This is a genomic window from Planctomycetia bacterium (assembly GCA_034440135.1).
GTDB lineage: Bacteria > Planctomycetota > Planctomycetia > Pirellulales > JALHLM01 > JALHLM01.
Genome location: JAWXBP010000210.1, coordinates 22,931 through 44,953 on the forward strand (window position 1 = coordinate 22,931; position 22,023 = coordinate 44,953).

Consider the following 22,023-nt stretch of genomic DNA (forward strand, 5'->3'; position numbering starts at 1 on the left):
GCATGGCGGTTGAACTCTCTGACGCCGAAGACCGCCAAAGCGATGACGCTTGGCGTGAAATCGACCAGTTGCTGGCCGATGTCGCCGCGTTGGCCAGCACCGCCGTCGAGGAACGCGCGTTTTACGCGCGCGCCTTGGAACAGACGCGCATCGCCACGCAGGCGCTCGGAGCGCGAGCCTGGATTCGAGATCAGTCCGGGAACTGGACTTCGTTGGTGGACGCTGGAGATGCGTTGACGCACGGCGCCGACGACGGCAAGCGCGTCGGGCAAGCGCTATCGCGACGCGAGGCCCGCGTCGTGCGGCTATCCACGCGCGGCGCGCCACGCGACGACGACGCGATGCTGGCGCCAGTCGTAGTAGATGGCTGCCTGCTGACGGCGATCGAAGTTCAGCCACGAGAGGAAGTGTCCGACTCAATGCGCGTCGGCCAGGAGCGCTTCCTGGCGGCGGTGGCGGATTGCGCAGCGGAGTTTCATCGCAACGCCTTACTGCGTCAACTGCGCGGGCGCGAAGCCTGGTGGCGCAGTTTCGCCGACTTCAGCGCTCGCATTGCCGAACCGACATCGTTGGCGCGCGTCGCGGCGGAAATCGCCAACGGATCGCGCACACTGCTCGAAGTCGATCGCGCTGCCGTGGTTTCCTGGTCCGGCGGCCGAGCTACGATGCAGGCCGTGAGCGGCGTCGATGCCTTCGATCCGCGCGCCGCCGCGGTGCAGAGCGCCGAAGCATTAACGCAAGCGGTGCTACAAATCCAGGAGCCGCTTTGGTATCCGACAGATGGCGCAATTCTCGCCCCGCAGGTCGAAGCGTCGCTCGCGCGGCACTTAGATACCTCGCCCGCGAAGAAGCTCGCAGTCTTGCCATTGGCCACGGGCGACGGCATCCCGCCAGCCGGCGCGCTATTGCTGGAACAATTCTCCGGCGCGGCGACCGATTGGCACGACGGCTGGCCGCACGTCGCAAAGCAATCTGCCCAGGCGCTTGAAACGGCGCTTGTCTGGCAGGCTTTGCCGCTCGGCACGCTCTCGCAGCGCTGGGCGCTCGCGCGGCGGCGCAGCACAACTGGCAAGCTGGCAAAAATCGTCGCTAGCGTATTGCTTGGCGCCGGATTGCTCGGCGCGGCGGCGTTGATTCCGGCCGACTTTCAGGTGGCCGCTCAAGGCGAGTTGCAGCCGGTCGGCATGCGTCACGTGTTCAGCGGCGTCGATGGAGAAATCGTCGAAGTGCTCGCCCGCTCCGGCGAACAAGTGCAGCCTGGGCAGGTGCTGGCGCGGCTGCGCAGTCCGAAACTGGAACTGGAATCGACCCGGGTCCTCGGGGAATTGCAGACGGCGCAAGCGCGTTTGGCCACGCTCGAATCAGCGCGCTTGGAGAGCCGCTTCTCGAACGCCGAGGATGCGGCGAAGGCGCAAGAGATGACGGCCGAAGACGCGGAGCTGCGCGAAACCGTGAATAGCCTTGCAGCGCAACAAGCGGTGTTGATCGAGGAGCGGAAACTACTCGACGTGCGCAGCCCGATTGCCGGGCGCATCGTCACTCCCTGGGACGAGCTCGACGCCTTGCCGGCGCGGCCGGTCCGGACGGGGCAACAACTCTTTACGGTCGTCGACGCCACAGGCGCCTGGCGGCTCGAGCTGCGCGTGCCCGATCGTTGGATCGGCCATGTGCTTGCCGAGCGAAAAGAAGGCGTACCGCAGCAAGTGGGTTTCGTCGTCGCCACCGATCTCAACACGCGCTGTGTGGGAACCGTGGAGAAGGTTGCCCTGCGGGCCCACATTGGCGACGATGGCGAGGCCACGGTGCTCGCCGAGGCCAGCATCGACTCCAGTCAACTCAAGAATCCGCGACCCGGCGCGACGGTGCAAGCACAGATCGCCTGTGGCCAGCGGGCATTGGGCTATGTCTGGTTCCATGAAATCTGCGATCGTGTTTCCGCGTGGTGGGCGTTGCATACCTGATCGAACGGCGGTGTCGCATGAATACGTTGATGGCCATTCCCCTCGTTTGCTTGGCGAGCATCGTCGGGCAACAGTCGTCGCCGGCAGGCAATCCGCTGGCGGTCGATTCCGTGCTCGTCACGCTGATCGACGAAGTCGAAGTGCCCGCGCAGGCGGAAGGCGCGCTGATCTCACTTACGGTGCGCGAAGGGGACTCCGTCGCCGCCGGTGAAGAGTTAGGCCGCGTCGATGATCTCGACGCGCGTTCGGCCGCGCGACAGTTGGAGTTGGAAGCCGACGTCGCGCGCCGCGAGGCCGAGAACGATCTCAAGGTCCGCTTCGCGCACAAGAACGCGGAGGTCGCCAAGGCCGAGTTGCGCCGCGCCGAGGAAAGCGTGAAGCAATTCAGCCGAGCGGTCTCCGGTTCCGAGATCGATCGCCTGCGATTGACCGCCGAGCGCACCGAGTTGGAAATTCTCCAGGCCGATCACGAATTCGCCGTCGCCAAGCTCAACCTGGGCGTGAAAGAGAACGCCCATGCGTTTGCCTTGGAAACGCTCTCGCGCCGCGCAATCGCCGCGCCGATCGATGGCGTCGTCGTGCAGGTGAATCGCCAGCAAGGGGAATGGGTCAAGCCGGGCGACTCCGTGCTTCGCGTGGTTCGCATCGATCGTCTCCGCACGGAAGGTTTTCTATTGCACAACGATTTTCCCGAAGATCCCACGGGACGCCGCGTTATGCTCACAGTCGATCTGCCTGGACGGAAGCAGGCGAAGTACCCAGGAAAGGTGACTTTCGTCAGTCCGGAAGTGAACCCTGTCAGCGGCCAGGTCCGGTTTTGGGCGGAGATCGAAAACCAGGACGGCAAGTTGCGCCCCGGCATCAAGGGCCGCCTGGCAATCGAGTAACCGGCGAGCCGGTCTCGTTGTGCCCACGCAATTCTGTAGCGATAATACCCGTAGTTTGCTTTCGCTCCGCGAAAGGGCTGACCTTTCGCGGAGCGAAAGCAGACTATGAGGACGTTTGAGTTCACCGACTGACGATGTGCATGAGACGATTCGCGCTAGCACTACCTCTATTGTCACTGACATGCCTGGCCGCACTCGCGCAGAGTGGCGGCGCGCGGCCGAAGCGGTTGGTGTCCAGTAAGGCGGCGCCGCCCAAGTGGACGGCGGCGGAGCGCGGAGCCTTTTTCGAGAATGCCGCGGAGCAGTTGGGGCCGGAACCCGTGGCAAGCATGACGTCCCCGTCGAGCAGCGGCACCTCCGATTCGACGAGTGAAACTCCGTCCGCGGGCGGCTTCGCCTGGTCGAAATTGATCGCCGCCGATAACGTGGAAAGCGAAGTCAAATCGCTGGCCAAGCTGCTGGACGCAGCCGTCAAGTCTCCGAACGAATTCAAAGGGGGCGGCTTCAAAACATCGCGACGCGAGTTCACCAGCCTGGCCGCCATGTTCGGCATCATCGCCGAGTACGACGGCGACGTGCGCTGGCAGAAACAAGGTGCCGCGCTCCGCGACGCGTTTGGCCGCGCCGGCAAGAACAGTAAAGTCGGCACCGACGCCACGTACGCCGAAGCCAAACGCCGCGCCGAGGAGCTCGCGGAGTTGATCCGCGGAACCAACGCGCCCGTGGAAGCCGGCACGGCGGAAAACAATTGGAGCGAAACCGCCGATCGCGCGCCGCTGATGGAGCGACTCGAAATCGCCCGCGCGGAGCGGCTCAAACCGTGGACCGGCGCCAAGAACGATTTCACGGCCCACCGGGAGGAGATCATCCACGAGGCTTCGCTGGTGGCGGCGCTGGCGGAAGTCATCAAGCACCCCGGCTACGATTTCGCCGAGGACGAAAGTTATCTTCAGTACGTCACGAACCTCCAAACAGCCGCCATCGAAGCCACGGCAGCCGCGCAGCAGAACGATTTCCCAGCAGCGCAAGCGGCCATCAGCGCGCTCGGGCAAAGTTGCGATCAATGTCATGGCGATTATCGGTGAGGAGTTAGTAGGTGAAGTAGTAAGTAGGCGGAGTAGGTGAAGTAGCACCTACGCGACCATATTCCTATTCACCTACTCCACCTACTTACTACTCCACCTACTTACTACTTCACCTACTTACTACTCCACCTACTTACTCCACCTACTTCCCTCCTCCCCCATGCGACCCAATCACGGCGGCGGCTGGCAGGCTGTCTTCTATACCTGGCGTAAGGCCCGCGAAGTCGGCGGGATTCGCCGGCTTTGGAAGGCGATGCGCAGTAAGAACGCCTGCAAGACTTGCGCGCTCGGCATGGGCGGGCAGGCTGGCGGGATGGTTAACGAGGCGGGGCATTTTCCCGAGGTTTGCAAGAAGTCGCTGCAAGCGATGGCCGCCGACATGCAAGGCGCCATTCGCACAGGCTTCTTCGCGACCTATTCCGTCGCGCAACTGCAGGCCTTCTCGCCGCGCGAGTTGGAATCATGCGGGCGCTTGACGGAGCCGCTGTTGTACGAGCGCGGCACGCAACACTATCGCCCAATCACCTGGGACGAGGCGTTCGATCGCCTGGTCGCGCGGCTCAAGTCGCTGCCGGCCGACGAGACGTTCTGGTACTTCAGCGGCCGCAGCTCGAACGAAGCGGCATTCTTGCTGCAAATGTTCGCGCGGCTTTATGGCACGAACAACGTCAACAACTGCAGCTACTACTGCCACCAGGCCAGCGGCGTGGGGTTGACGAGCGTCACCGGCTCCGGCACCGCCACGGTCAAGCTGGAAGACCTCGAACACGCCGACCTGGTGTTCGTCATCGGCGGCAATCCGGCCAGCAACCATCCGCGGATGATGCGTTCACTGATGCAGGTCCGGCGCAACGGCGGCCACGTCGTGGTGATCAACCCGGCGATCGAAGTCGGGCTCGTGAATTTTGCCGTGCCGAGCGATGTCCGCAGCATGTTATTCGGCTCGCCGATTTCCAGCGTGTATTTGCAGCCGCACATCGGCGGCGACTTGGCGCTCCTCACGGGATTGGCCAAACGGATCGTCGAACTGGGCGCGGCGGACCAGCAATTCCTGAACGAGTTTTGCGAAGGCGCCTCGCAGTTTCTACAGTTGCTCGATGAGACCCCGTGGCGAGAGATCGAACTCAAGTCCGGCGTCGCACGGGACGAAATCTTTCGCGCCGCCGACCTGTATGCGCGCGGCAAGCGCGTCATCTTCGCCTGGACGATGGGCATCACACATCACGCCAGCGGCGTGCAGAACGTGCAGGCCATCGGCAATCTGGCCCTGCTGCGCGGCATGGTCGGCCGGCCCGGCGCCGGCTTGCTGCCAATTCGCGGACACTCGAACGTCCAAGGGATCGGCTCGATGGGCGTCACGCCAAAATTGCGCGACGCCGTGTTCGAGCGTTTGCAGCAACATTTTCAAGTGCAGTTGCCCACGACGCCGGGACTCGACACGCTCGGCTGCATGGAACAGGCCGCGACGGGCGCATTGAAACTCGGCGTTTGTTTGGGCGGCAATCTCTACGGCTCGAATCCGGACGCCCGCTTCGCGCGGCAATCGCTCGGAGCGCTCGAGACGCTTGTCTATCTGAGCACCACGCTCAACACTGGCCACGCACATGGACTCGCCAATGAGACGCTGATTCTGCCTGTGTTGGCGCGCGACGAAGAGCCGCAACCGACGACGCAGGAATCGATGTTCAATTACGTCCGCTACAGCGACGGCGGCCCGCAACGGCACGACGGACCGCGCAGCGAAGTGGAGATCGTTGCCGATCTCGCAGATCGCGTGCTGGCTGGAAACACGCCCATCGATTGGCGAACTCTGCGCGAAGCCCGGAACATTCGACAGGCGATCGCCAAGATCGTGCCGGGCTTCGAGGAATTGGCGGAGATCGATCGCACGCGCCAGGAGTTCCAAATTCCCGGCCGCACCTTTCACGAACCGATCTTTGCCACACCCAGCCGTCGCGCCCGGCTGCATACGTTTACGATTCCGGAGTTGCAAACCAACGGCGACCAGTTGCGATTGATGACCGTGCGCAGCGAGGGTCAGTTCAACACGGTCGTGTATGAGGACTACGACGTCTACCGCGGTCAGGATCGCCGCGATGTGATCTTGATCCATCCGGACGACTTGCGCCGCCTCGGCATCGCGCCGAATCAACGCGTGATCGTCCGCAGCAGCGCCGGCGAGTTGCAAAACGTCATCGCCAAAAGCTACGACGCCATCCGCTCCGGCAACGCACTCATGTATTATCCGGAGGCCAACGAACTGGTGCCGCGCTCGGTCGATCCGGCCAGCCGCACGCCGGCCTTCAAGAACGTGCTCGTCGACGTGCTGCCGATGGTCGTCACGTTGCCGGCTCCAGCGACGGAAAACGGCGCCGCACTCCATGCCGAAGACGCCGTCGGCAGCCCCTCGCGCGGCAAGCTGAAGGCCTGCTAATGTTTCCGCGCGGTCTACATTAAGCCCAGGGATGGCCGCAACCAGCGTTGGCGAAAAAAGTTGCGCAGTCGGCCTTCCCTGGGGGCACAGGCCTTCACCGTCGCCCCCAGGGATGGCCGACTGTGATTTGCGCGCTATCATCGCTTAAGAGAGGCCATCCCTGGGCTTATGGGCCGTCTAATGCGATTCCGCGAAATCACGATTGTTCAGGGCCGTCGCTAAAGCTCCGCCCCTTTTTGGCGAATACCACGTTAGTTGGACGCCTTCCAGGTTGTTCGTCGTGGAGGCGCGATGGTAAGATCGGTAAGTATGACTCCCCTCAATTCTCCGGCAGCTTCTCCTCCCGCCGGCACGAAGTCGTCCTCGTTACACGGGGAGTTGACCGCGCTGCGCATCGACCGTTCGGCACCGCGCCCGCGATCGGCCGCTGCTACGCTTGGCTGGTTTCTGTTGATTGTTGGGCTACTCGCCGGCACTGGCGGTGGCGCTTATCTAGCGCTCAAGGATCGCCTGTTCCCCGCGCCGTTGGTCAAAACCGACTCCGTGCGGATTATGACACTCGGCCAGGTCTCGACGCAGCTGACGGCGACCGGCTATCTGGAATCCCGGTTGCAGGCCGCCGTCGGCGCCAAGGTGCCGGGGCGCATTGCACGACTGCCCGTCGTCGAAGGGACCAAGGTAAAAACGGGCGACATCCTCGCGGAATTGGAACACGCCGACATGGACGCCGCGCTCGCTTCGCGCAAGGTGGCGGTGACGCTGGCCGAGGCGCAAATCGCCGAGGCGCAGTTCAACCTCACGCAGGCGGAACGTGACCTGGCGCGCGAGCGTAATGTTTTTGCGCGCAGGGCGGGCACCGACGCCGGTCTGGAACGCGCCGAAACGACCTTCAACGCGGCTCAGGCCGTCTTGCATGCCCGACAAGCCGGCCTGGAGGCCACCAAGAGCGCGGTCGTTGAAGGAGAAGAGGCGATCAAAAACATGTTTATCTTCGCACCCTTCGACGGCACGGTGATCACCAAAGACGCCGAGCAAGGCGAATCGATCATGCCCGGCGGGATGGGCGTCGGCTCCGGGCGCGGTTCCGTGATCACGCTCGCCAACTTAAGCGAGTTGGAAGTCGATACGGACGTGAAGGAGGACTACCTCAGCCAGCTGCGCAAAGGGCAGCCGGCCCAGGTCGTCGTCGACGCGGTGCCAGATCGGCGCTATAAAGGCCGGTTGCGGGAAATCATCCCCATGGGGGACCGGACCCGCGGAATTGTAAAAGTGAAGGTGTCGATTCTCGATCCCGACGAACGACTATTCCCTGAACTGAGTGCCACAGTGAACTTCCTGCCGGACTCCGCCGGCACCGAGGAAGGCGCGAACCAGGCGCTCAAGAAGGGTGTCTTCGCGCCCGTGGCCGCGGTCCAGGAACAGGGGGACGAAAAATTCGTCTGGGTGCTGGAACAAGAAGTTGTGCGGCGAACGACGATTCAAACGGACGGCGACGCGCACGACGGTCTGGTGGCGGTGAAAAACGGACTGATCGGCGGCGAACGTGTGGTGACCGGACCGCCGGCTGGATTGAAAGACGGCGATCGTGTGACGACGGAGGAGTAGGGAAGAAGAGGAAGTAGTTGGAGTAATTAGTAGGTGAAGTAGTCAGTAGGGAGTTTGCCGGGGGTGAAGTGGATTTTTGAGCTACTTCGCCTACTCCACCTACTTACTACTTCACCTACTCCCCAAGGAGTTCTCATGCCCCAAGATGCTTCTGAATCGGTCGTGCAACTCCTGGACGTCAGCAAGGAGTTCATGCGCGATAAGAATCGCATTCCGGTACTGACCAATACGACGTTGCATATTCCCAAAGGGGATTTCGCCGCCATCATGGGGCCGTCCGGCTCCGGGAAGTCAACGTTGCTCAATCTCGCCGCGGGGCTCGATAGGCCCACTACCGGCAAAGTTATCGTCAACGGCCAGGACTTGGGCGTGCTGTCGGAGGCCGGGCTGTCGCGCTTTCGCAGCGAGAACCTGGGCTTCATCTTTCAGATGTATAACCTGATGCCGGTGCTGACGGCGTTCGAGAACGTCGAACTGCCGCTGCTCCTCGCGCCGCTGAACCGGGCGCAGCGCCGGCAACATGTCGAGGCGGCGCTCCGCATCGTGAGTCTCGCGGACCGGCAAGATCACTACCCCAGACAGTTATCCGGCGGTCAAGAACAGCGCGTGGCGATCGCCCGGGCGATTGCCAACGACCCGGTGTTGCTGCTGGCGGACGAGCCGACCGGCAACCTGGACGCCACGAGCGCGCAAGAAGTTCTCGACCTGCTGGAACTGCTCAACACGCAATTCGGCACGACGATCATCATGGTCACGCACGACCCGAAGGCCGCCCGTCGGGCGAAGCGGCTACTGCACTTGGAGAAGGGCACGTTCGTGCAAGCGGACATCGAAGCCCTGGAGACCTCGCGATGAAGTTTATCCCCCTGATCATCCGCAACGTCCTCCGCAACAAAATCCGCACGCTCTTCACCGGCTCATCGATCGCGATGAGCTTGTTCCTGGTGGTGCTGCTGTATTCGTTTTTGATGATTCAGGACGAGATCACGGAAGCGACGAAACCGTACAACCGCATCATGGTAACGAACGTGCAAGGCCTGACGGGCAATTTGCCAATCGCCTACCTGGATCGCATCCGCAAGATGGAAGACGTGCGCAGCGCCATCCCGTTTTCCTGGTTCGGCGGGAGGTACCGTGAAGAGACGATTCCATTTGCTCAATTCGGCACCGATTCAAAATTCGTCACCGATGTGCTGCAAGAGTACAAGGTGCCGGACGACCAACTCGACGCCTGGCAAGCGGACAAGACCGGCTGCGTCGTCGGAGCGCTGATCGCCAAAAACAAAGGGTGGAAGATCGGCGATAAGATCCCGCTTAAGGGGGACATCTACCCGGTCGATCTGGAACTGACCGTGCGCGGCATCTACGACGGCAATTCGACCGTGGACCGAGAACAACTCTGGTTCCATTTCGAGTATATGGACGAAGCGCTCAAGGCCAAGCAACAACCTATGGCTGGCAACGCCGGAATTGTCATGCTGCGCGCCAAGTCCGGCCCAATCATGCCGGAATTGATGGAGAAAATCGACAAGCAATTCGCCAGTTCCGATGCGCCGGTACGTGCCATGACTGAGAAGGAATTTCAGCAGTCGTTCATGGAGATGATGGGAAGCGTCAAGTTCTTTATCAACGTCATTTCCGGCATTGTCGTGTTTTCGCTCTTGATCGTGGCCGGCAACACGATGGCAATGGCGCTGCGCGAGCGAACGCGCGAAGTCGCCGTGCTGAAAGCCATCGGGTTTGGTCGCGGCACAATTCTCGGGATGGTCCTCTGCGAAGCGGTCATCATCGGCTTGCTGGGAGGCGTCGCCGGCGCGCTGGGGGCCAAACTGCTGTTCGCCACAGTTGATTTTAGTCGCTGGCTGACGGGCTTTGGCTTCCTATACGTGCCCTGGCGCACTGCGCTGTTGGGCCTGTTGCTAGCAGGGTTCATCGGACTGGCAAGCGGCATTATTCCCGCCTGGCGCGCTGCGACGCTTTCGGTGGTCGACGGCCTCAGAAAGATTGTCTGACGCAATTGCTTCTCGTTTCCGGAAAGTTGCCGTGATTCCGATCAAGTACAATCTCCGCAGCATCTGGGCGCGCAAAGTCGGCTCACTGATGACGATCGTCAGCACCGGCATCGCCGTCGGCGCCAGTGTGTTCGCGCTGGGACTTTCCGCGGGCTTGGACCAAACGCTTGAGGTGTCCGCCGGACCGCTCGATATCATTGTGCTGCGTCAAGGCTCTTCGTCCGAAACCGCGAGCGGCGTTTCAGAGGCCGTGGCGCGCGAAATCCTGGCGCTACCGGGCATCGCCACCGATCAACAAGGTCGGCCGTTGGCCGCGCCTGAATTGGTGGTCGTGACCTACCTGCCGCGCCGGGGCAACGCAGGGAGCGCGAACGTCACGATTCGCGGTGCGCTGCCGGTTTCGCGCGACTTGCGCGAAGGAATGAAGGTCGTCGAGGGACGCGATTTCCATCCCGGCCTGCGCGAGGCCATCGTCAGTCGCAAACTGGCCGGTCGTTTCGAAGGACTGGGGATGAATGAGGAGTTTGTCGTCCAAGATAAATCCTTCAAGGTCGTCGGACTCTTCGAAGCCGGGGGAGGCGCCACCGAGTCGGAAATTTGGACGGATCAGAAGGTGCTCGCCCAGGTCGCCAACCGGACCGGCGGCACGTCTAGCGTGCAGATTCGTGCCGCGAGCAAAGCGGATCAGGAAACGCTCCTCAACCACATCAAGGCCGACGAGCAAATCGCCCTCAAGGCAATCACCGAAGTGCAGTATTTCGCCGACCAGGCCCAAGCAGGACTAGTACTGCGCTTGCTGGGACAGATTATTGCCTTCTTTCTCACAATCGGAGCGATGTTCGCCGTGGCCAACACCATGTACGGCGCGATTGCCACGCGGGCCAGAGAGATCGGCACGCTTCGCTCGTTGGGCTTCGGGCGAGGAAGCATCCTCACGGCATTCCTACTGGAGTCGTTGGTGTTGTGCCTGGTGGGAGCCATCGTGGGTTGCCTGGCTTCAATTGCGCTGACGAAGCTGTTTGGCGGCCAAAGCGCCGGCACCATGAATGGCGTCACATTTACCGAGATCGTCTTTGCGTTCAGCTTCGGACCCAACGTGCTTATTAAGGGCGCGCTCTTGGCAGTATTTCTGGGAGTCGTCGGCGGTTTTCTCCCGGCGCTTCGCGCCGTGCGGATGAAGGTCGTGGATGCACTCAGAGAAGTTTGAGGCGAGTTTGGAGTTTTCAGTATTCAGTTGTTCGGACGCGCCATTGAATCGTAGGGCGGGCCGCGCGAGGCGACCGACGCTTTGTTCTGTTTAACCTTCGCAGCGCTGTCGACTTCTTTGTTCTCAAACACGTAAGGCCCGCCGGGATCGATCCCGGCGGGCCTTACATTGCGCATTCAACCGTGCTTTGCATCGATGGGCGATCTTCAACCTCGCAGCCTCCAACGCGCGCACGGCCCGCCCTACCGATGGATCGCGCGCCCTCACTGAAAACTGAACACTGAAAACTTCAAACTATTCACTCCTCTTCCTCATCCTCCACACCCGCATACTGCCGGCCCGGCGTCGGAATCTTCGGCCGGTGCGGGCCGGTGACGGTGCTGCCGAGGTCCATGTTTTCGCCGAAGTAGTATTTCCGCGCGGCGGGATGTCGGGTGACTTCCGACGGGCGGCCGTGGCAGAGGACCTGGCCTTTGCGGATCACGTAGCTGCGATCGGTGATCTGCAGCGTCTCGCGGACCTGGTGATCGGTGATCAGGATCGAGATACCATCGGCGCGCAGCTCGCGGACGATCTCTTGAATGCTGGCGATCGTCACCGGATCGATGCCGGTGAACGGTTCGTCCAGCAGGATCAACTTCGGATTCGAGACCAGGCAACGCGCGATTTCCAGTCGTCGCATTTCGCCGCCAGAGAGTTTCATCGCGGTCCGCTTGCGCAGTTCGCTGATACCGAACTGTTCGAGTAGTTCATCGCAGCGCCGGCGACGACGCTTGCGATCGAAGCCGAGTAACTCCATCACGGCGAGCAGGTTTTGCTCGACGGTGAGCTTGCGGAACACGCTCGATTTCTGCGCCAGGTAGCCCATGCCGCCGTCGCGGGCGCGGCGATACATCGGCCAGCGCGTGACGTCGTCGCCGTTCAAAATCACCGTGCCGGCGTCCGGCTCGATGATCCCGCAGGTCATCAGAAAGCTGGTCGTTTTGCCGGCGCCGTTGGGGCCGAGCAGCCCGACGATCTCGCCTTCTTCGACCTCGAAATCAACGCCGTCGACGACGCGCTTGCCGCCGTAGATTTTGACCAGGCCGGAAACCTCGAGCATCGGCATGTTGCGGGATCCTCCGTGATCCGAAAGTAACGCTGAGCGGATCTGCTACTTCACAAACTCCATGTCCTTCACGTTCGGCAGCGGGAAGAACCAGGAGTGAGGCCAATAAATGAACATCGCTTCGCCAATCAATAACCGCCGCGGCACGAACGGATCATCTCGCCACAGGCGGCCATCGGCGCTGCTCGGACTGTTGTCACCAAGTGGCAGGAAGTCGTCCGGCCCAGTCGTGAATTCGACGATATTCAGATTCTCGAACTCACCCCAATAGCGAGGGTCCGACATCGCGTCGCGCTGCGCTGGTTCACTCGGTTGACGGACGATCAGAAGGTCGTGGTTGTTGTAGTCTTCCAGAAGTTGGGATACGCCGCCGCGCGTGGCGATGTAATAGATGTCTCGCCTAATACGCAGGTGATCGACCGAGGCGGTTGCGCCGGTGACTTGAACGCCTGCCGGGGCGAGATCCGCCTCCGTGGGGCGATTGTTGCGATCGCGCGGATCGGCCGAGGCGAAGCGATACGCGGTGGATTGTTGGAACTCCACGCGCGACCCATCGACCCAAAGCCGGAGTTCGTCGTCGAAGTTCGAGAAGCGCAGCTCGTAGGTCCCTGGGCCGCGCACGGAAGTTTGAGCGATCGCTTCCCACGGTTTGCCGGTGGATGCATCCACGGGAATGCCCAGCGCCGTCAGCCTGGCCTCGCCTGTTTTCAGATCGATGCGGCATTGAAAACGGCACGGCGTGCGGTCTCCCGTGGCGTTGATCGTACTGCCTTCGACCAATTCCAATGTTACGGCGCCGGCGTCCGCGTCGACTTCGTTGACGGTCAGTTCGCATTCCAACATCAAGTCGCCGACCCAATGCACACCGAGCCCCACGGCCCGTCTGCCGTCGGCGTTGCCGGAGATTCCCAGCGTGTCATTCAAATCCAGGTTCGTGTTGTAGGCATAGAAATCGGAGATCAACAACGGCCGCCGCGGCGCTACGTTCTCGGGCGGCAGTTGCTTGGTTTTCTCGAAGTCGGCCCAAACCTCGCTGCTCGGGACATTGTGCTCATAGCGCAACCAGGCGTTCTCGCCGGAGGCCGAGTCTGCCGCGGCGAAGGTAAAGCCGCGGCCGTTTTCGTCCGCTTTCCAACCGGTCGACGCAGGCGCGAACTGGAGGCCGGCGTCTGAGTCGGTCCATGCGCCGGCGTGCCAGCGCGTGGGCCAGCCCGCGGCGATCAACTCATCCGGCTGGCCGTCGGGACGAACGACGTAGTCGTTGTCATGCACAACTTGCGCCATCCCCAGCAGCTTTTTGTCCGGCTTGCGGGCAATCGTCATCGCCTCGTTGCCGCCAGCGGGGCTGGTGAAAATGTCGCCGTGGAAAATGCGAATGTTTTCGTTGGGCAGCCCGACGATGCGCTTGATGAAGTTCTCGCTGGGCCCGAGCGGATACTTGAAGACCGCGACGTCGAAGCGATTCGGCTGGCCGAATTCGTACGGAAACTTCGTTACGATCAGCCGGTCGCCGGAAAAGGCCTTGTACTTGCCTTCCGTCTGATCGGCGAAGTTCATCGTGTATCGGCAGACGGGACACGTGCCTTCTACGGTGCGCCGGTTCGCGTAGTTCTGCTGCTCCTGCTCCATCGATTCTCGGATACGTTGCACGAGATTGGCATCTCCCCGCGACATCGCTTCGGCCTCGTCACGCTGCAGCCGCCCCATCGCGTATTGAAACTCGAGCGCAGATTTTTCGTCGTTCTCGCTCGTGTTCACCTGGTAACGATATCCACATTGCTCGCAGTACAGGTCGTGATGCGCGCCCATTAGGCCGGGGGCCATCGAGCCGGTGGGAATGACAAAGGCCTCGGCCTCGAACGTGCGGAAGAGAAAAGCCAAGATGAAGGCGATCACCACGGCCTCGACAAAATCGCGAGCCCCGTCCGGCTTATACGAAGCTTGGGCGGTGGTTACGTTCGGGGCGGTGGCGCCTCGCTTGAGGGAGGACTGCGGGAGCGTCTCGCCCGGCGCGGTGGTATCCTCGGGCTGGACGGCAGTTTTCTTGGCCATGATCGAACCTTACGGACGGCGGCAGAGACGTGATACGGCGGCCAGGGGCCAATGGATGATTCTACGTGTCCGACAGGCTGTCGGACCAAAGGTTATTCGTCGCGGGCCGTGGGAATATAGCGAATTCGCTCCAAGTCCGGAACTTGAAACGCCCAGCCGGCGACGCGGGCGGCACGACTGGCTCCATGCACGAGAAAAGGCCTGCCCAGAAACGAGTTACGGCTCACGGCCGGAGGCCGCCAGTAGCGGCCGTCGAGTGAATGGGCAGGATTATCCCCCAGGAGTAGGTATTCGCCCTCGCCGAGAGCTAGCGATTCCCAGTGCGCGCCGGCTAATTCCGGCGGCTCGGAGTAGTAAATATCGCGATCCAGACGGAGGTTGGTAATCTCGACGCCGACGCCCTGCACTCCAATGGCCAGCCCCCCGGGCGTGTTCGCCGCGGGGCTCGAAGCGCCGGCCAGTTCGTCCAAGTCGAAGCTCAGCGATTGCCCGGCGATTTCCAGCAATACGCGCCCGTCGCAATGGGCGACCGTCAGCGGAAAGGCGGAAGCGTACTCACCCTCGAACGTCACGGTCTCGTTCCAGCGCGATTCGCCGTCGACAAGGAGCTCGACTCGGCTTTGACCAGGCTCCAGTCGCAGCAGCCCATCCCTGCGGGCCGGTAGCCGCACAGCGATCGCGCCGGCTCCCTGCCAGCGGATGCGGCAAGTGAGCAGCACGTCTGTCACCAGGATGGGACGGCGCAATACGTCCTGGTTGTATGGCAATACATCAGTGATTGCATTTCCCGCCCCGCGATCCTCCTTTACCATCTCAGGAGGATGATAGACGAGCCAATCGAAGGTGGGCGAGGTCTCCGCGGTGAGCGCCTGGGGCGCCGGGAGTCGCAAGAATGACTCAGCGCCAGGCCGCGTATGGCGTTCCCATTGCGACGACGCGTCCTGGCCGCGAAAGGGGGACATGTCGCTATTTGGCGAAATGTCTGTCGAATCGTAGAGCGGGATCGCGATCAAGCGCAACTGGGCCAATGATTTCTGGACCCGCTCGTCGCTGTTAAACAGATCGCCGTCGCGCAATGAGATGGTCTCGCCTGGCAGGCCGACCACACGTTTGACGAGCCAGCGATCGGGCGAGGTCGGGTCGCGCAACACTGCCATTTCCCAACGCCGTGGCCCTCGCAACCAATAGGCGCTCCGATCGACAAGCAGCCGGTCCCCGCCGACGAGAGCGCGTTCGTCGAACGCAGTTTGCTCCGCCCCGCAGCGAAAGCACTCGACGCGCGACGCATCGAAGCTGGTAATATCAGCGCCCCATTGAATGGCGCGCCCACATTTCGGACAGACCGCGTCGCCATGCACGCCCAAGAGCGTCGGCGCCATCGAACTGGTGGGCACGACGATCGGCGCGATCAAGAACGCTCTAATCGCCAGCAGCAACACGGCCACATGCACAGCGACTTGCAAGAACGAGCGCATTTCAACCCAGTGACAAACTGAGAATGATCAGCGCACATTTTAAGATTTAGCGCGCCGGTTTCGTCATCCATCCGCCAACTGGCGGCTTTCGCGGTGCAAGCCAGGCGCTCGCCCATCGCGCACAGGACATGTGGACAGCGGCTCGCCAATCCACTTGTCATTGCTGCGTAAGCGCGGGAGGCGAGATTCGCACTCCCGTCACCCAGCTCGGGAAGCTACATAATTGAATGTGCCGAAACACTGCGAAAGTGCCACATCGTCCATACTTTAGGCGTCGAACGAGTTGTTTGCAAGCGAATGCATTCATTCTGACAAGTTGCTGTGCCATCGTGGTGCTTCCGCAGGAAAGTTGTACACGATAGCACGTCAAACCCGTAAAGCCCTGGTTGCGAATGTCGCCAGCATCTTGCCGAATTGCCGTGCAACTCGGTCGCACGGCTACGTTTCGTTTCCGACGCAGGAAGCCCTCCACTAAGGAATTCTGGCTGGAACCGTCTCAGGCAATATGCTTGGGAAGCTCGCTGCGGAACGGCGGCGCTGGCCTCAGCCGACAGGAAATTCTCGCACCGCCCGTGCCGCTCGCCGACTATCGGTGGTCTTAAGCCAGCACATCCCGCACCACCTGGCCTTCCACATCTGTGAGCCGGCGCTCCAGGCCGTTGTGGTAAAACGTCAGCCGTTCGTGGTCGAGGCCGAGCAAATGCAGAATGGTCGCATGGAAGTCGTGCACCGTTACGACATTCTCTACGGCCCGGTAGCCGAACTCGTCGGTCGCTCCGTAGCTGAATGGCGCTTTTACGCCCGCGCCAGCCAGCCAGCAAGTGAACCCCTCGGGGTTGTGATCGCGGCCACTCGCCCCCTTTTGGAACGTGGGCATGCGACCGAACTCCGTACACCAGACGACGAGCGTGTCTTTAAGCAGCCCGCGCTGTTTGAGATCGCGCAGGAGTGCGGCGGTCGGTTGATCGAGCACCGGTCCGTGAACACTGTACTGTTCTTCGATCACCTTGTGCCCATCCCAGTTGCTGACGCCCTCGCCGCCGGTTTGATACGCGCCGTTGAATAGCTGCACGAAACGCACGCCGCGCTCCAGCAACCGCCGCGCGAGGAGGCAGTTCTTCGCGTAAGCCGCCTTCAGTGGATTCTCCGCGTCATCCGCTCCGTACATGGCAAGCGTCGCCGCCGTTTCGTCCGTGAGACCGTTCACCTCCGGAATGCTTAATTGCATCCGCGCGGCGAGCTCGTAACTTGAAATCCGCGCGGCCAGCTCGCTGTCGCCGGGGTATCGCTCCAAGTGGCGATTATTCAATCGCTGGAGAAACTCTCGCGTCCGCGTATCGCTTAGGTCGCTGATGCCATCCGGCCGCGCGAGATTGCGGATCGGCTTGGCGGCGTTGAAATCGGTTCCTTGATACGCCGCCGGCAAAAAGCCAGGGCCCCAGTTGTTGACCGAATTCTGCGGCGTGCCGCGCGGATCGGGGATCGCCACATACGCCGGCAAGTTTTCGTTCTCCGTGCCGAGTGCGTAACTGGCCCAGGCGCCGGCGCTCGGAAAACCGTCCAGCGTGAAGCCGGTGGACATGTAGTTCTCGCCCGGCCCGTGCGTGTTGGTTTTTCCCTTCAGCGAATGGATAAAGCAGATGTCATCCGCCAGCGCACCGATCTCCGGCAGCAAATCAGACGTCAGCTTGCCGCATTCGCCGCGCGGACGGAACCTCCAAGGGCTGCGTGTGATGTTTCCTTGCTCGCCTTGGAAGGTAATCAGCTGATCCGCGCCAGGCAGCGGCTGGCCATGCCGCGCGATCAACTCAGGCTTGTAATCGAACGTATCAATTTGACTGCAGGCGCCGGAGCAGAAGATCACCAATACGCGTTTCGCGGCGGCATCAAAATGCGGCGGCCGTGCGGCGAAGGGGTGCGCTGCGTCGATCTGCGGACGAATCGGCGACTTGCCACTGACGGTCGCCCCGCTCTCCGCCGCGCGCAATAAACCTTGTTCCGAGAGGAGCATCGCCAGCGCGATGCCGCTCAGGCCGAACCCGGCGTGATCCAAGAATGCCCGGCGATCGAGCAGATGCCGTCCCGAAATGTTTCCTGCCGCCATCGATTTGTGCCCGCTACTGGAGGAACACCAGTTCATTGCTATTCAACATCGCCCGGCAGAACGCCGGCAAACCTTCCGTCTGAATAAACTCCCGCGCGGCCGCTTGTTCATCCAATTCTGGCGCCCGCCCAAAGCAGAGCCAATAGGCACGCGCCACTTGATCGGAAGCATCGTCGGAGCATTCGCTCTGGAGTCGTTCAGCGAGCATGTGAGCCTGTTGGAGCATGAACGCGCTGTTGAACAGGTTCAGCGCCTGAAGCGGCGTCGTGGAACGGCCGCGGCGCGGAACGGAACCGGCGGCGTCGGGACAATCGAACACGCCGAACACGCTTTCGCGCTCCAGGCGCACGCGGGTCATGTAGACCATCCGCCGCCAATCTTCGGGGCCATACGTCTGCTTCGCGAAGTAATGCCGCACGTTTTCCAGCTCGATCTCAAAGGCGCTAAAGCCTGGGCCGTACATGCGGCCGTCGAGCGCGCCGGTCACGGCAAGGATCGCGTCGCGAATCGGTTCAGCCTCCAAACGTCGCGGCGGAAATCGCCATAACCATGCCGTCGCAGCGTCTACGGCCAACGCCTCCGCGCGCGGGCGGCTACTCTGTTGATACGTGGCCGATTGCAGGATCAATCGATGCACATGCTTGAGCGACCAACCATGGGAGGTCAACTCTTGCGCGAGCCAATCAAGCAACTCCGGATGCGTCGGCCGCGCACCGGAAAGTCCAAAGTCGTTCGGCGTGCTGACGATTCCGTTTCCAAAGTGATATTGCCACAGCCGGTTGACCATCACTCGCGCCGTGAGCGGGTTATCAGGCGAGGCAATCCACCGCGCAAGCGCCACGCGGCGTTCCTGTTCGGGCGTGTCGCCAGTGATTGCTAACGAACCGAGCGATGCAATCGTGTTCGGCGCGACTTCTTCGCGTGGCTCACGCGGTTCGCCGCGGAACAGCCGGTGCGTCGCCGCCGGTTGCTCAAAAGTGCCGGCGTAAAGGAGCGCTTCCGAGCTCAGTTCCGACTTGCGTCGTTCGCATTCAGCCAACGCTTCGAGAGCTGCGCGGCCACGTGCAGCGTCTTCAGCTTCAAAGCGGTTGACGTCGTACTCCGGCTTCGTCGGCGCGCCGTCGTAGGGCGCCCGATCCGCCGAGGACGCGACGAGCGTCCACGCGTCGGGCTCGGTCGCGACCTCGATACGATATTTGGTCGCCAAGCGATCCGCGAAATGCCCTTCGCGGTCACGAGCCCAAGCGACGCGATCGATTGGGAATGTTTGCGTCAGTTCAATCTGCACCCAGCCGGCGCCCGCTTCACAGGAGATCCAGCTATGGCTGTTCCCATAGTGACCGTCATTGATGTGTTCCAGCTTGTGAATTGGATTGCCGGCGAGGGCGCTGGAACAGGTCGCCTTCGCTCCAAAACTCGCGAGCGCCAAGTTCATCGAAGCACCATAGACCTCCAACTCGTCCAGGCACGGTTCCGAGGAATTCGTTTCCAGAATTGTGAACCGAACGAACCTCGCCTCGACCGGCTCGAAACGTTCTTCGTTCCCGCGCGGATTGACGCTTTCCCGTCGGACGCTACTAACCTTCAAGAACGGCACGAGCTCCGCGCGCAGGCTTTCCACTCGCTCATCAAGCTCGGCGATCTCGCGCTGCGTCGCTTCGCTAAGCGGCATCTCGCGATCGCCATGTTGCACGCCGGCGAAGATGGCTTGCAGGGCGTAGTAGTCGCTTTGGAGGATCGGATCGAACTTGTGGTTGTGACACCTCGCACAAGCCGCCGTCAGCCCGAGGAATGCCGCGCCGGTGGTCCCGATCATGTCATCCAGTTCATTCTGTCGCTGCATGAGCGTCAGGTTGATGTCCGGGCTTTTCACTAGGTCATACGGCCCGGCGACGAGATATCCGGTCGCCTCCGGCGCGCCGAGCGCGTCCCCCGCTATTTGCTCCTGCAGGAACTGGTCATACGGCTTGTCTTCGTTGAGCGCTCGAATCACGTAATCACGAAACGGCCATGCATTTGGGCGTTCGCGATTTGTTTCAAAGCCATTTGTCTCCGAGAAACGCACCAGGTCGAGCCAATAGCTCGCCCAGCGTTCCCCATAACGTGGATCGTTCAACAAGCGCTCGATCAACGTCTCCGTCGCGTTCCCCGCAGCGTCCGCCGCGAAAACCTGGACTTCTTCTGGCGTCGGCGGAACGCCGAGCATGTCGAGATACATGCGACGGATCAGCTCCGCGCGCGTCGCCGGCGAATTCGGCGCGAGTCCATGCTCCTTGAGTCCTTGTAAGATGAATGCGTCGAGCGCATTCGATTCCCAATTCTCGTCGACTGGCGAAGGCAAAGTTTTCAAGAGCGGGTCAAAGGACCAATGCTCCGGCCGCGCGATCGGCGTTCCACTGCCAGGCGAATCTTCAGGCATCTTCGCTCCGCCATCAATCCATTCGCGGAGCAGTTGAATCTCCTCCGTGGTAAGACGTTCCGATTCATCAGGCGGCATCGCTATGCCGGCCTGACGGCCGCTGACAAGCTGAATGAGATGACTTTTCTCGGCATTCCCAGGCAGCACGGCGGGCTCGCCGGAATCTCCGCCGGTTAAGAGCGCGGCCCGACGATCCAAGCGAAAGTGACTTTCCTGCACGTCGTCGCCATGACAGCCGAGGCATTTCGCCGTCAAGAGCGGCCGCACCTTTACTTCGTAGTCCACGTCCCCGGCGACGGCCGCAATTGAGGTGCAGCACGCAGCGATGAATTGCGCAACGACGAATAGTCGCAACCAGTGCATCGGATCACGACCTTGAAAGAGATGTAGTGCGTTGCTCGGCCAGGAAGGCAGACCGCTAGGCGGCGCTTTCAAGTTACTCGCTTGCCATCGCGATGTAAAACTGATTTCGCGCTGTTGAAACGCCAATCCGCGCAGTCCTGTCTGGGGAAAGGACCGTGAACGACCGCTTCAACAGCCCTGGTGGACAAATCACGATTTATTCGGTGACTTGGTTTCTGGCAGTTGCAACGCAGTAATTAACCCAACTTCGCTCCACAAGTAGCCAATATCTGCCGCGAGCAGCAAGGAGCTAGTGTCCATGTGACAGCAGAAATCGTCCGATGTTTGCGAGTCTATTGGTCCCTTAGGCCGCGTCGATCACATCGCCCTCGGCGCCGAGCAGCCCCGGCGTCGGCGTGTCGGACCTCGGCAGCCTCAACTTGGTGGCCGCGGGCTCGCTTTTCAGACGTTCCCGTCGACGGTACGCTGATGCAATGCGAGCCCTTCGGTATTCCATCAACGTCACCTTGGACGGGTGCTGCGATCATCGGGCCGGTTCGACGGACGAGGAATTGCATCGTTATTGGGCCGAGAGACTCGCGCAGGCCGATGCATTGCTCTTCGGCCGGGTAACGTACGAAATGATGGAAGCAGCGTGGCGACCGCCGGCGACCGGTGTGAGACCTGATTGGATGGCCGACTGGATGGAACCCTTCGCCAGGACGATTGACGCGGCGAAGAAATACGTCGTGTCGAGCACTCTGGACCGCGTCGATTGGAACGCGGAACTTGTGCGCGGAGATCTGGGGACGGCCGTTCAGCGGCTCAAGCAGGAGCCGGGTCAGGGCATATTTGTGGGAGGCGTGACCCTCCCGCTGGCGTTAGCGGAACTCGGATTGATCGATGAGTACGAGTTCGTGGTGCATCCCAGGCTGGCGGGCCACGGGCCGACGTTGTTCGCGGGGCTATCGAAGCATGTCGACTTGAAACTCCTAGGCCGACGGGAGTTCGGCTCGGGCGCGGTCGCGATGCGGTACGTGCCGAGACGGTAGCCATCGCAATGATAGGCCCTGCTCTTCCGCCGACGGCGGACCCGCCCGCACTTGCCGGGCAGGCTCAAAAAAGGGTCTTTCTGGATTTGCGTCGAAATCGCCTTTCGCCCGACGACTATGGGTACGGGACCAAGTCCCTCGAATCGAGCCAAGCTGCCGATTGATCCAATGGCGAGAGCGATTTTTTTGGTTCTTCACCCAATTCCGGGGAATGAGGGGATGAGTTGAGTCAACGGCAGGTCTGCTTCATGTTGCTGGGTGTTGACGAAACCAGTGACAC

Annotated in this window: 14 protein-coding genes; 9 read left to right on the plus strand and 5 right to left on the minus strand. The window is 61.5% G+C overall.

Features of this window, described 5'->3' with window-relative positions; all coding sequences use genetic code 11:
• Positions 1-2: 2 nt before the first annotated feature.
• From SGJ19_12085 to SGJ19_12120, 8 genes are all read left to right on the plus strand, one after another.
• Positions 3-1,961, plus strand: coding sequence for an HlyD family efflux transporter periplasmic adaptor subunit (locus SGJ19_12085; GenBank protein MDZ4780984.1), 1,959 nt, complete (start codon positions 3-5; stop codon positions 1,959-1,961).
• A gap of 17 nt (positions 1,962-1,978) precedes the next feature.
• Complete coding sequence (locus SGJ19_12090; GenBank protein MDZ4780985.1) at positions 1,979-2,848, plus strand: HlyD family efflux transporter periplasmic adaptor subunit; 870 nt, start codon at positions 1,979-1,981, stop codon at positions 2,846-2,848.
• Positions 2,849-3,018: 170 nt separating this feature from the next.
• Positions 3,019-3,933 carry a cytochrome c gene (locus tag SGJ19_12095; protein ID MDZ4780986.1) on the plus strand — a complete coding sequence of 305 codons (915 nt, stop codon included), beginning with the start codon at positions 3,019-3,021 and terminating at the stop codon, positions 3,931-3,933.
• A gap of 160 nt (positions 3,934-4,093) precedes the next feature.
• Entirely contained in the window at positions 4,094-6,367 is a 2,274-nt protein-coding gene (locus tag SGJ19_12100) for an FdhF/YdeP family oxidoreductase (GenBank protein MDZ4780987.1), read from the plus strand.
• A 309-nt stretch (positions 6,368-6,676) separates the two neighbouring features.
• A complete protein-coding gene (locus SGJ19_12105) occupies positions 6,677-7,972 on the plus strand; it encodes an efflux RND transporter periplasmic adaptor subunit (protein ID MDZ4780988.1) in 1,296 nt (431 codons plus the stop codon).
• A gap of 135 nt (positions 7,973-8,107) precedes the next feature.
• Positions 8,108-8,827 carry an ABC transporter ATP-binding protein gene (locus SGJ19_12110; GenBank protein ID MDZ4780989.1) on the plus strand — a complete coding sequence of 240 codons (720 nt, stop codon included), beginning with the start codon at positions 8,108-8,110 and terminating at the stop codon, positions 8,825-8,827.
• The gene (locus SGJ19_12115) at positions 8,824-9,984 is read left to right on the plus strand and encodes an ABC transporter permease (protein ID MDZ4780990.1); all 1,161 of its coding nucleotides are present in this window, start codon (positions 8,824-8,826) and stop codon (positions 9,982-9,984) included. The genes SGJ19_12110 and SGJ19_12115 overlap by 4 nt, the downstream gene beginning before the upstream one ends.
• Positions 9,985-10,015: 31 nt before the next feature.
• The gene (locus tag SGJ19_12120; GenBank protein MDZ4780991.1) at positions 10,016-11,191 is read left to right on the plus strand and encodes an ABC transporter permease; all 1,176 of its coding nucleotides are present in this window, start codon (positions 10,016-10,018) and stop codon (positions 11,189-11,191) included.
• A gap of 298 nt (positions 11,192-11,489) precedes the next feature.
• Here SGJ19_12120 and lptB read toward each other — a convergent pair whose 3' ends face one another.
• The 5 genes from lptB to SGJ19_12145 all read right to left on the minus strand — a co-directional run bounded on the left by lptB (position 11,490) and on the right by SGJ19_12145 (position 20,712).
• Positions 11,490-12,299, minus strand: coding sequence for an LPS export ABC transporter ATP-binding protein (lptB, locus tag SGJ19_12125; GenBank protein ID MDZ4780992.1), 810 nt, complete (start codon positions 12,297-12,299; stop codon positions 11,490-11,492).
• Between the two features lie 45 nt (positions 12,300-12,344).
• Positions 12,345-14,351, minus strand: coding sequence for a S26 family signal peptidase (locus tag SGJ19_12130; protein MDZ4780993.1), 2,007 nt, complete (start codon positions 14,349-14,351; stop codon positions 12,345-12,347).
• A 92-nt stretch (positions 14,352-14,443) separates the two neighbouring features.
• Positions 14,444-15,826 carry a S26 family signal peptidase gene (locus SGJ19_12135; GenBank protein MDZ4780994.1) on the minus strand — a complete coding sequence of 461 codons (1,383 nt, stop codon included), beginning with the start codon at positions 15,824-15,826 and terminating at the stop codon, positions 14,444-14,446.
• Between the two features lie 598 nt (positions 15,827-16,424).
• Complete coding sequence (locus tag SGJ19_12140) at positions 16,425-17,930, minus strand: DUF1501 domain-containing protein (protein ID MDZ4780995.1); 1,506 nt, start codon at positions 17,928-17,930, stop codon at positions 16,425-16,427.
• 13 nt (positions 17,931-17,943) lie between these two features.
• Complete coding sequence (locus SGJ19_12145) at positions 17,944-20,712, minus strand: DUF1553 domain-containing protein (GenBank protein ID MDZ4780996.1); 2,769 nt, start codon at positions 20,710-20,712, stop codon at positions 17,944-17,946.
• A gap of 473 nt (positions 20,713-21,185) precedes the next feature.
• On the opposite strand from SGJ19_12145, the gene SGJ19_12150 reads away from it, so the two are divergent.
• On the plus strand, positions 21,186-21,743 hold the full coding sequence (locus SGJ19_12150; protein MDZ4780997.1) for a dihydrofolate reductase family protein: 558 nt from the start codon (positions 21,186-21,188) through the stop codon (positions 21,741-21,743).
• Positions 21,744-22,023: the final 280 nt, after the last annotated feature.

What these genes read in the sequence shown, in the direction of transcription:
- SGJ19_12130 (MDZ4780993.1), bottom strand. Translation starts at nt 14,351, where the DNA reads ATGGCCAAGAAAACTGCCGTCCAGCCCGAGGATACCACCGCGCCGGGC.
- SGJ19_12115 (MDZ4780990.1), top strand. Translation starts at nt 8,824, where the DNA reads ATGAAGTTTATCCCCCTGATCATCCGCAACGTCCTCCGCAACAAAATC.
- SGJ19_12100 (MDZ4780987.1), top strand. Translation starts at nt 4,094, where the DNA reads ATGCGACCCAATCACGGCGGCGGCTGGCAGGCTGTCTTCTATACCTGG.
- lptB (MDZ4780992.1), bottom strand. Translation starts at nt 12,299, where the DNA reads ATGCCGATGCTCGAGGTTTCCGGCCTGGTCAAAATCTACGGCGGCAAG.
- SGJ19_12110 (MDZ4780989.1), top strand. Translation starts at nt 8,108, where the DNA reads ATGCCCCAAGATGCTTCTGAATCGGTCGTGCAACTCCTGGACGTCAGC.
- SGJ19_12105 (MDZ4780988.1), top strand. Translation starts at nt 6,677, where the DNA reads ATGACTCCCCTCAATTCTCCGGCAGCTTCTCCTCCCGCCGGCACGAAG.
- SGJ19_12135 (MDZ4780994.1), bottom strand. Translation starts at nt 15,826, where the DNA reads ATGCGCTCGTTCTTGCAAGTCGCTGTGCATGTGGCCGTGTTGCTGCTG.
- SGJ19_12150 (MDZ4780997.1), top strand. Translation starts at nt 21,186, where the DNA reads ATGCGAGCCCTTCGGTATTCCATCAACGTCACCTTGGACGGGTGCTGC.
- SGJ19_12090 (MDZ4780985.1), top strand. Translation starts at nt 1,979, where the DNA reads ATGAATACGTTGATGGCCATTCCCCTCGTTTGCTTGGCGAGCATCGTC.
- SGJ19_12085 (MDZ4780984.1), top strand. Translation starts at nt 3, where the DNA reads ATGGCGGTTGAACTCTCTGACGCCGAAGACCGCCAAAGCGATGACGCT.
- SGJ19_12145 (MDZ4780996.1), bottom strand. Translation starts at nt 20,712, where the DNA reads ATGCACTGGTTGCGACTATTCGTCGTTGCGCAATTCATCGCTGCGTGC.
- SGJ19_12140 (MDZ4780995.1), bottom strand. Translation starts at nt 17,930, where the DNA reads ATGGCGGCAGGAAACATTTCGGGACGGCATCTGCTCGATCGCCGGGCA.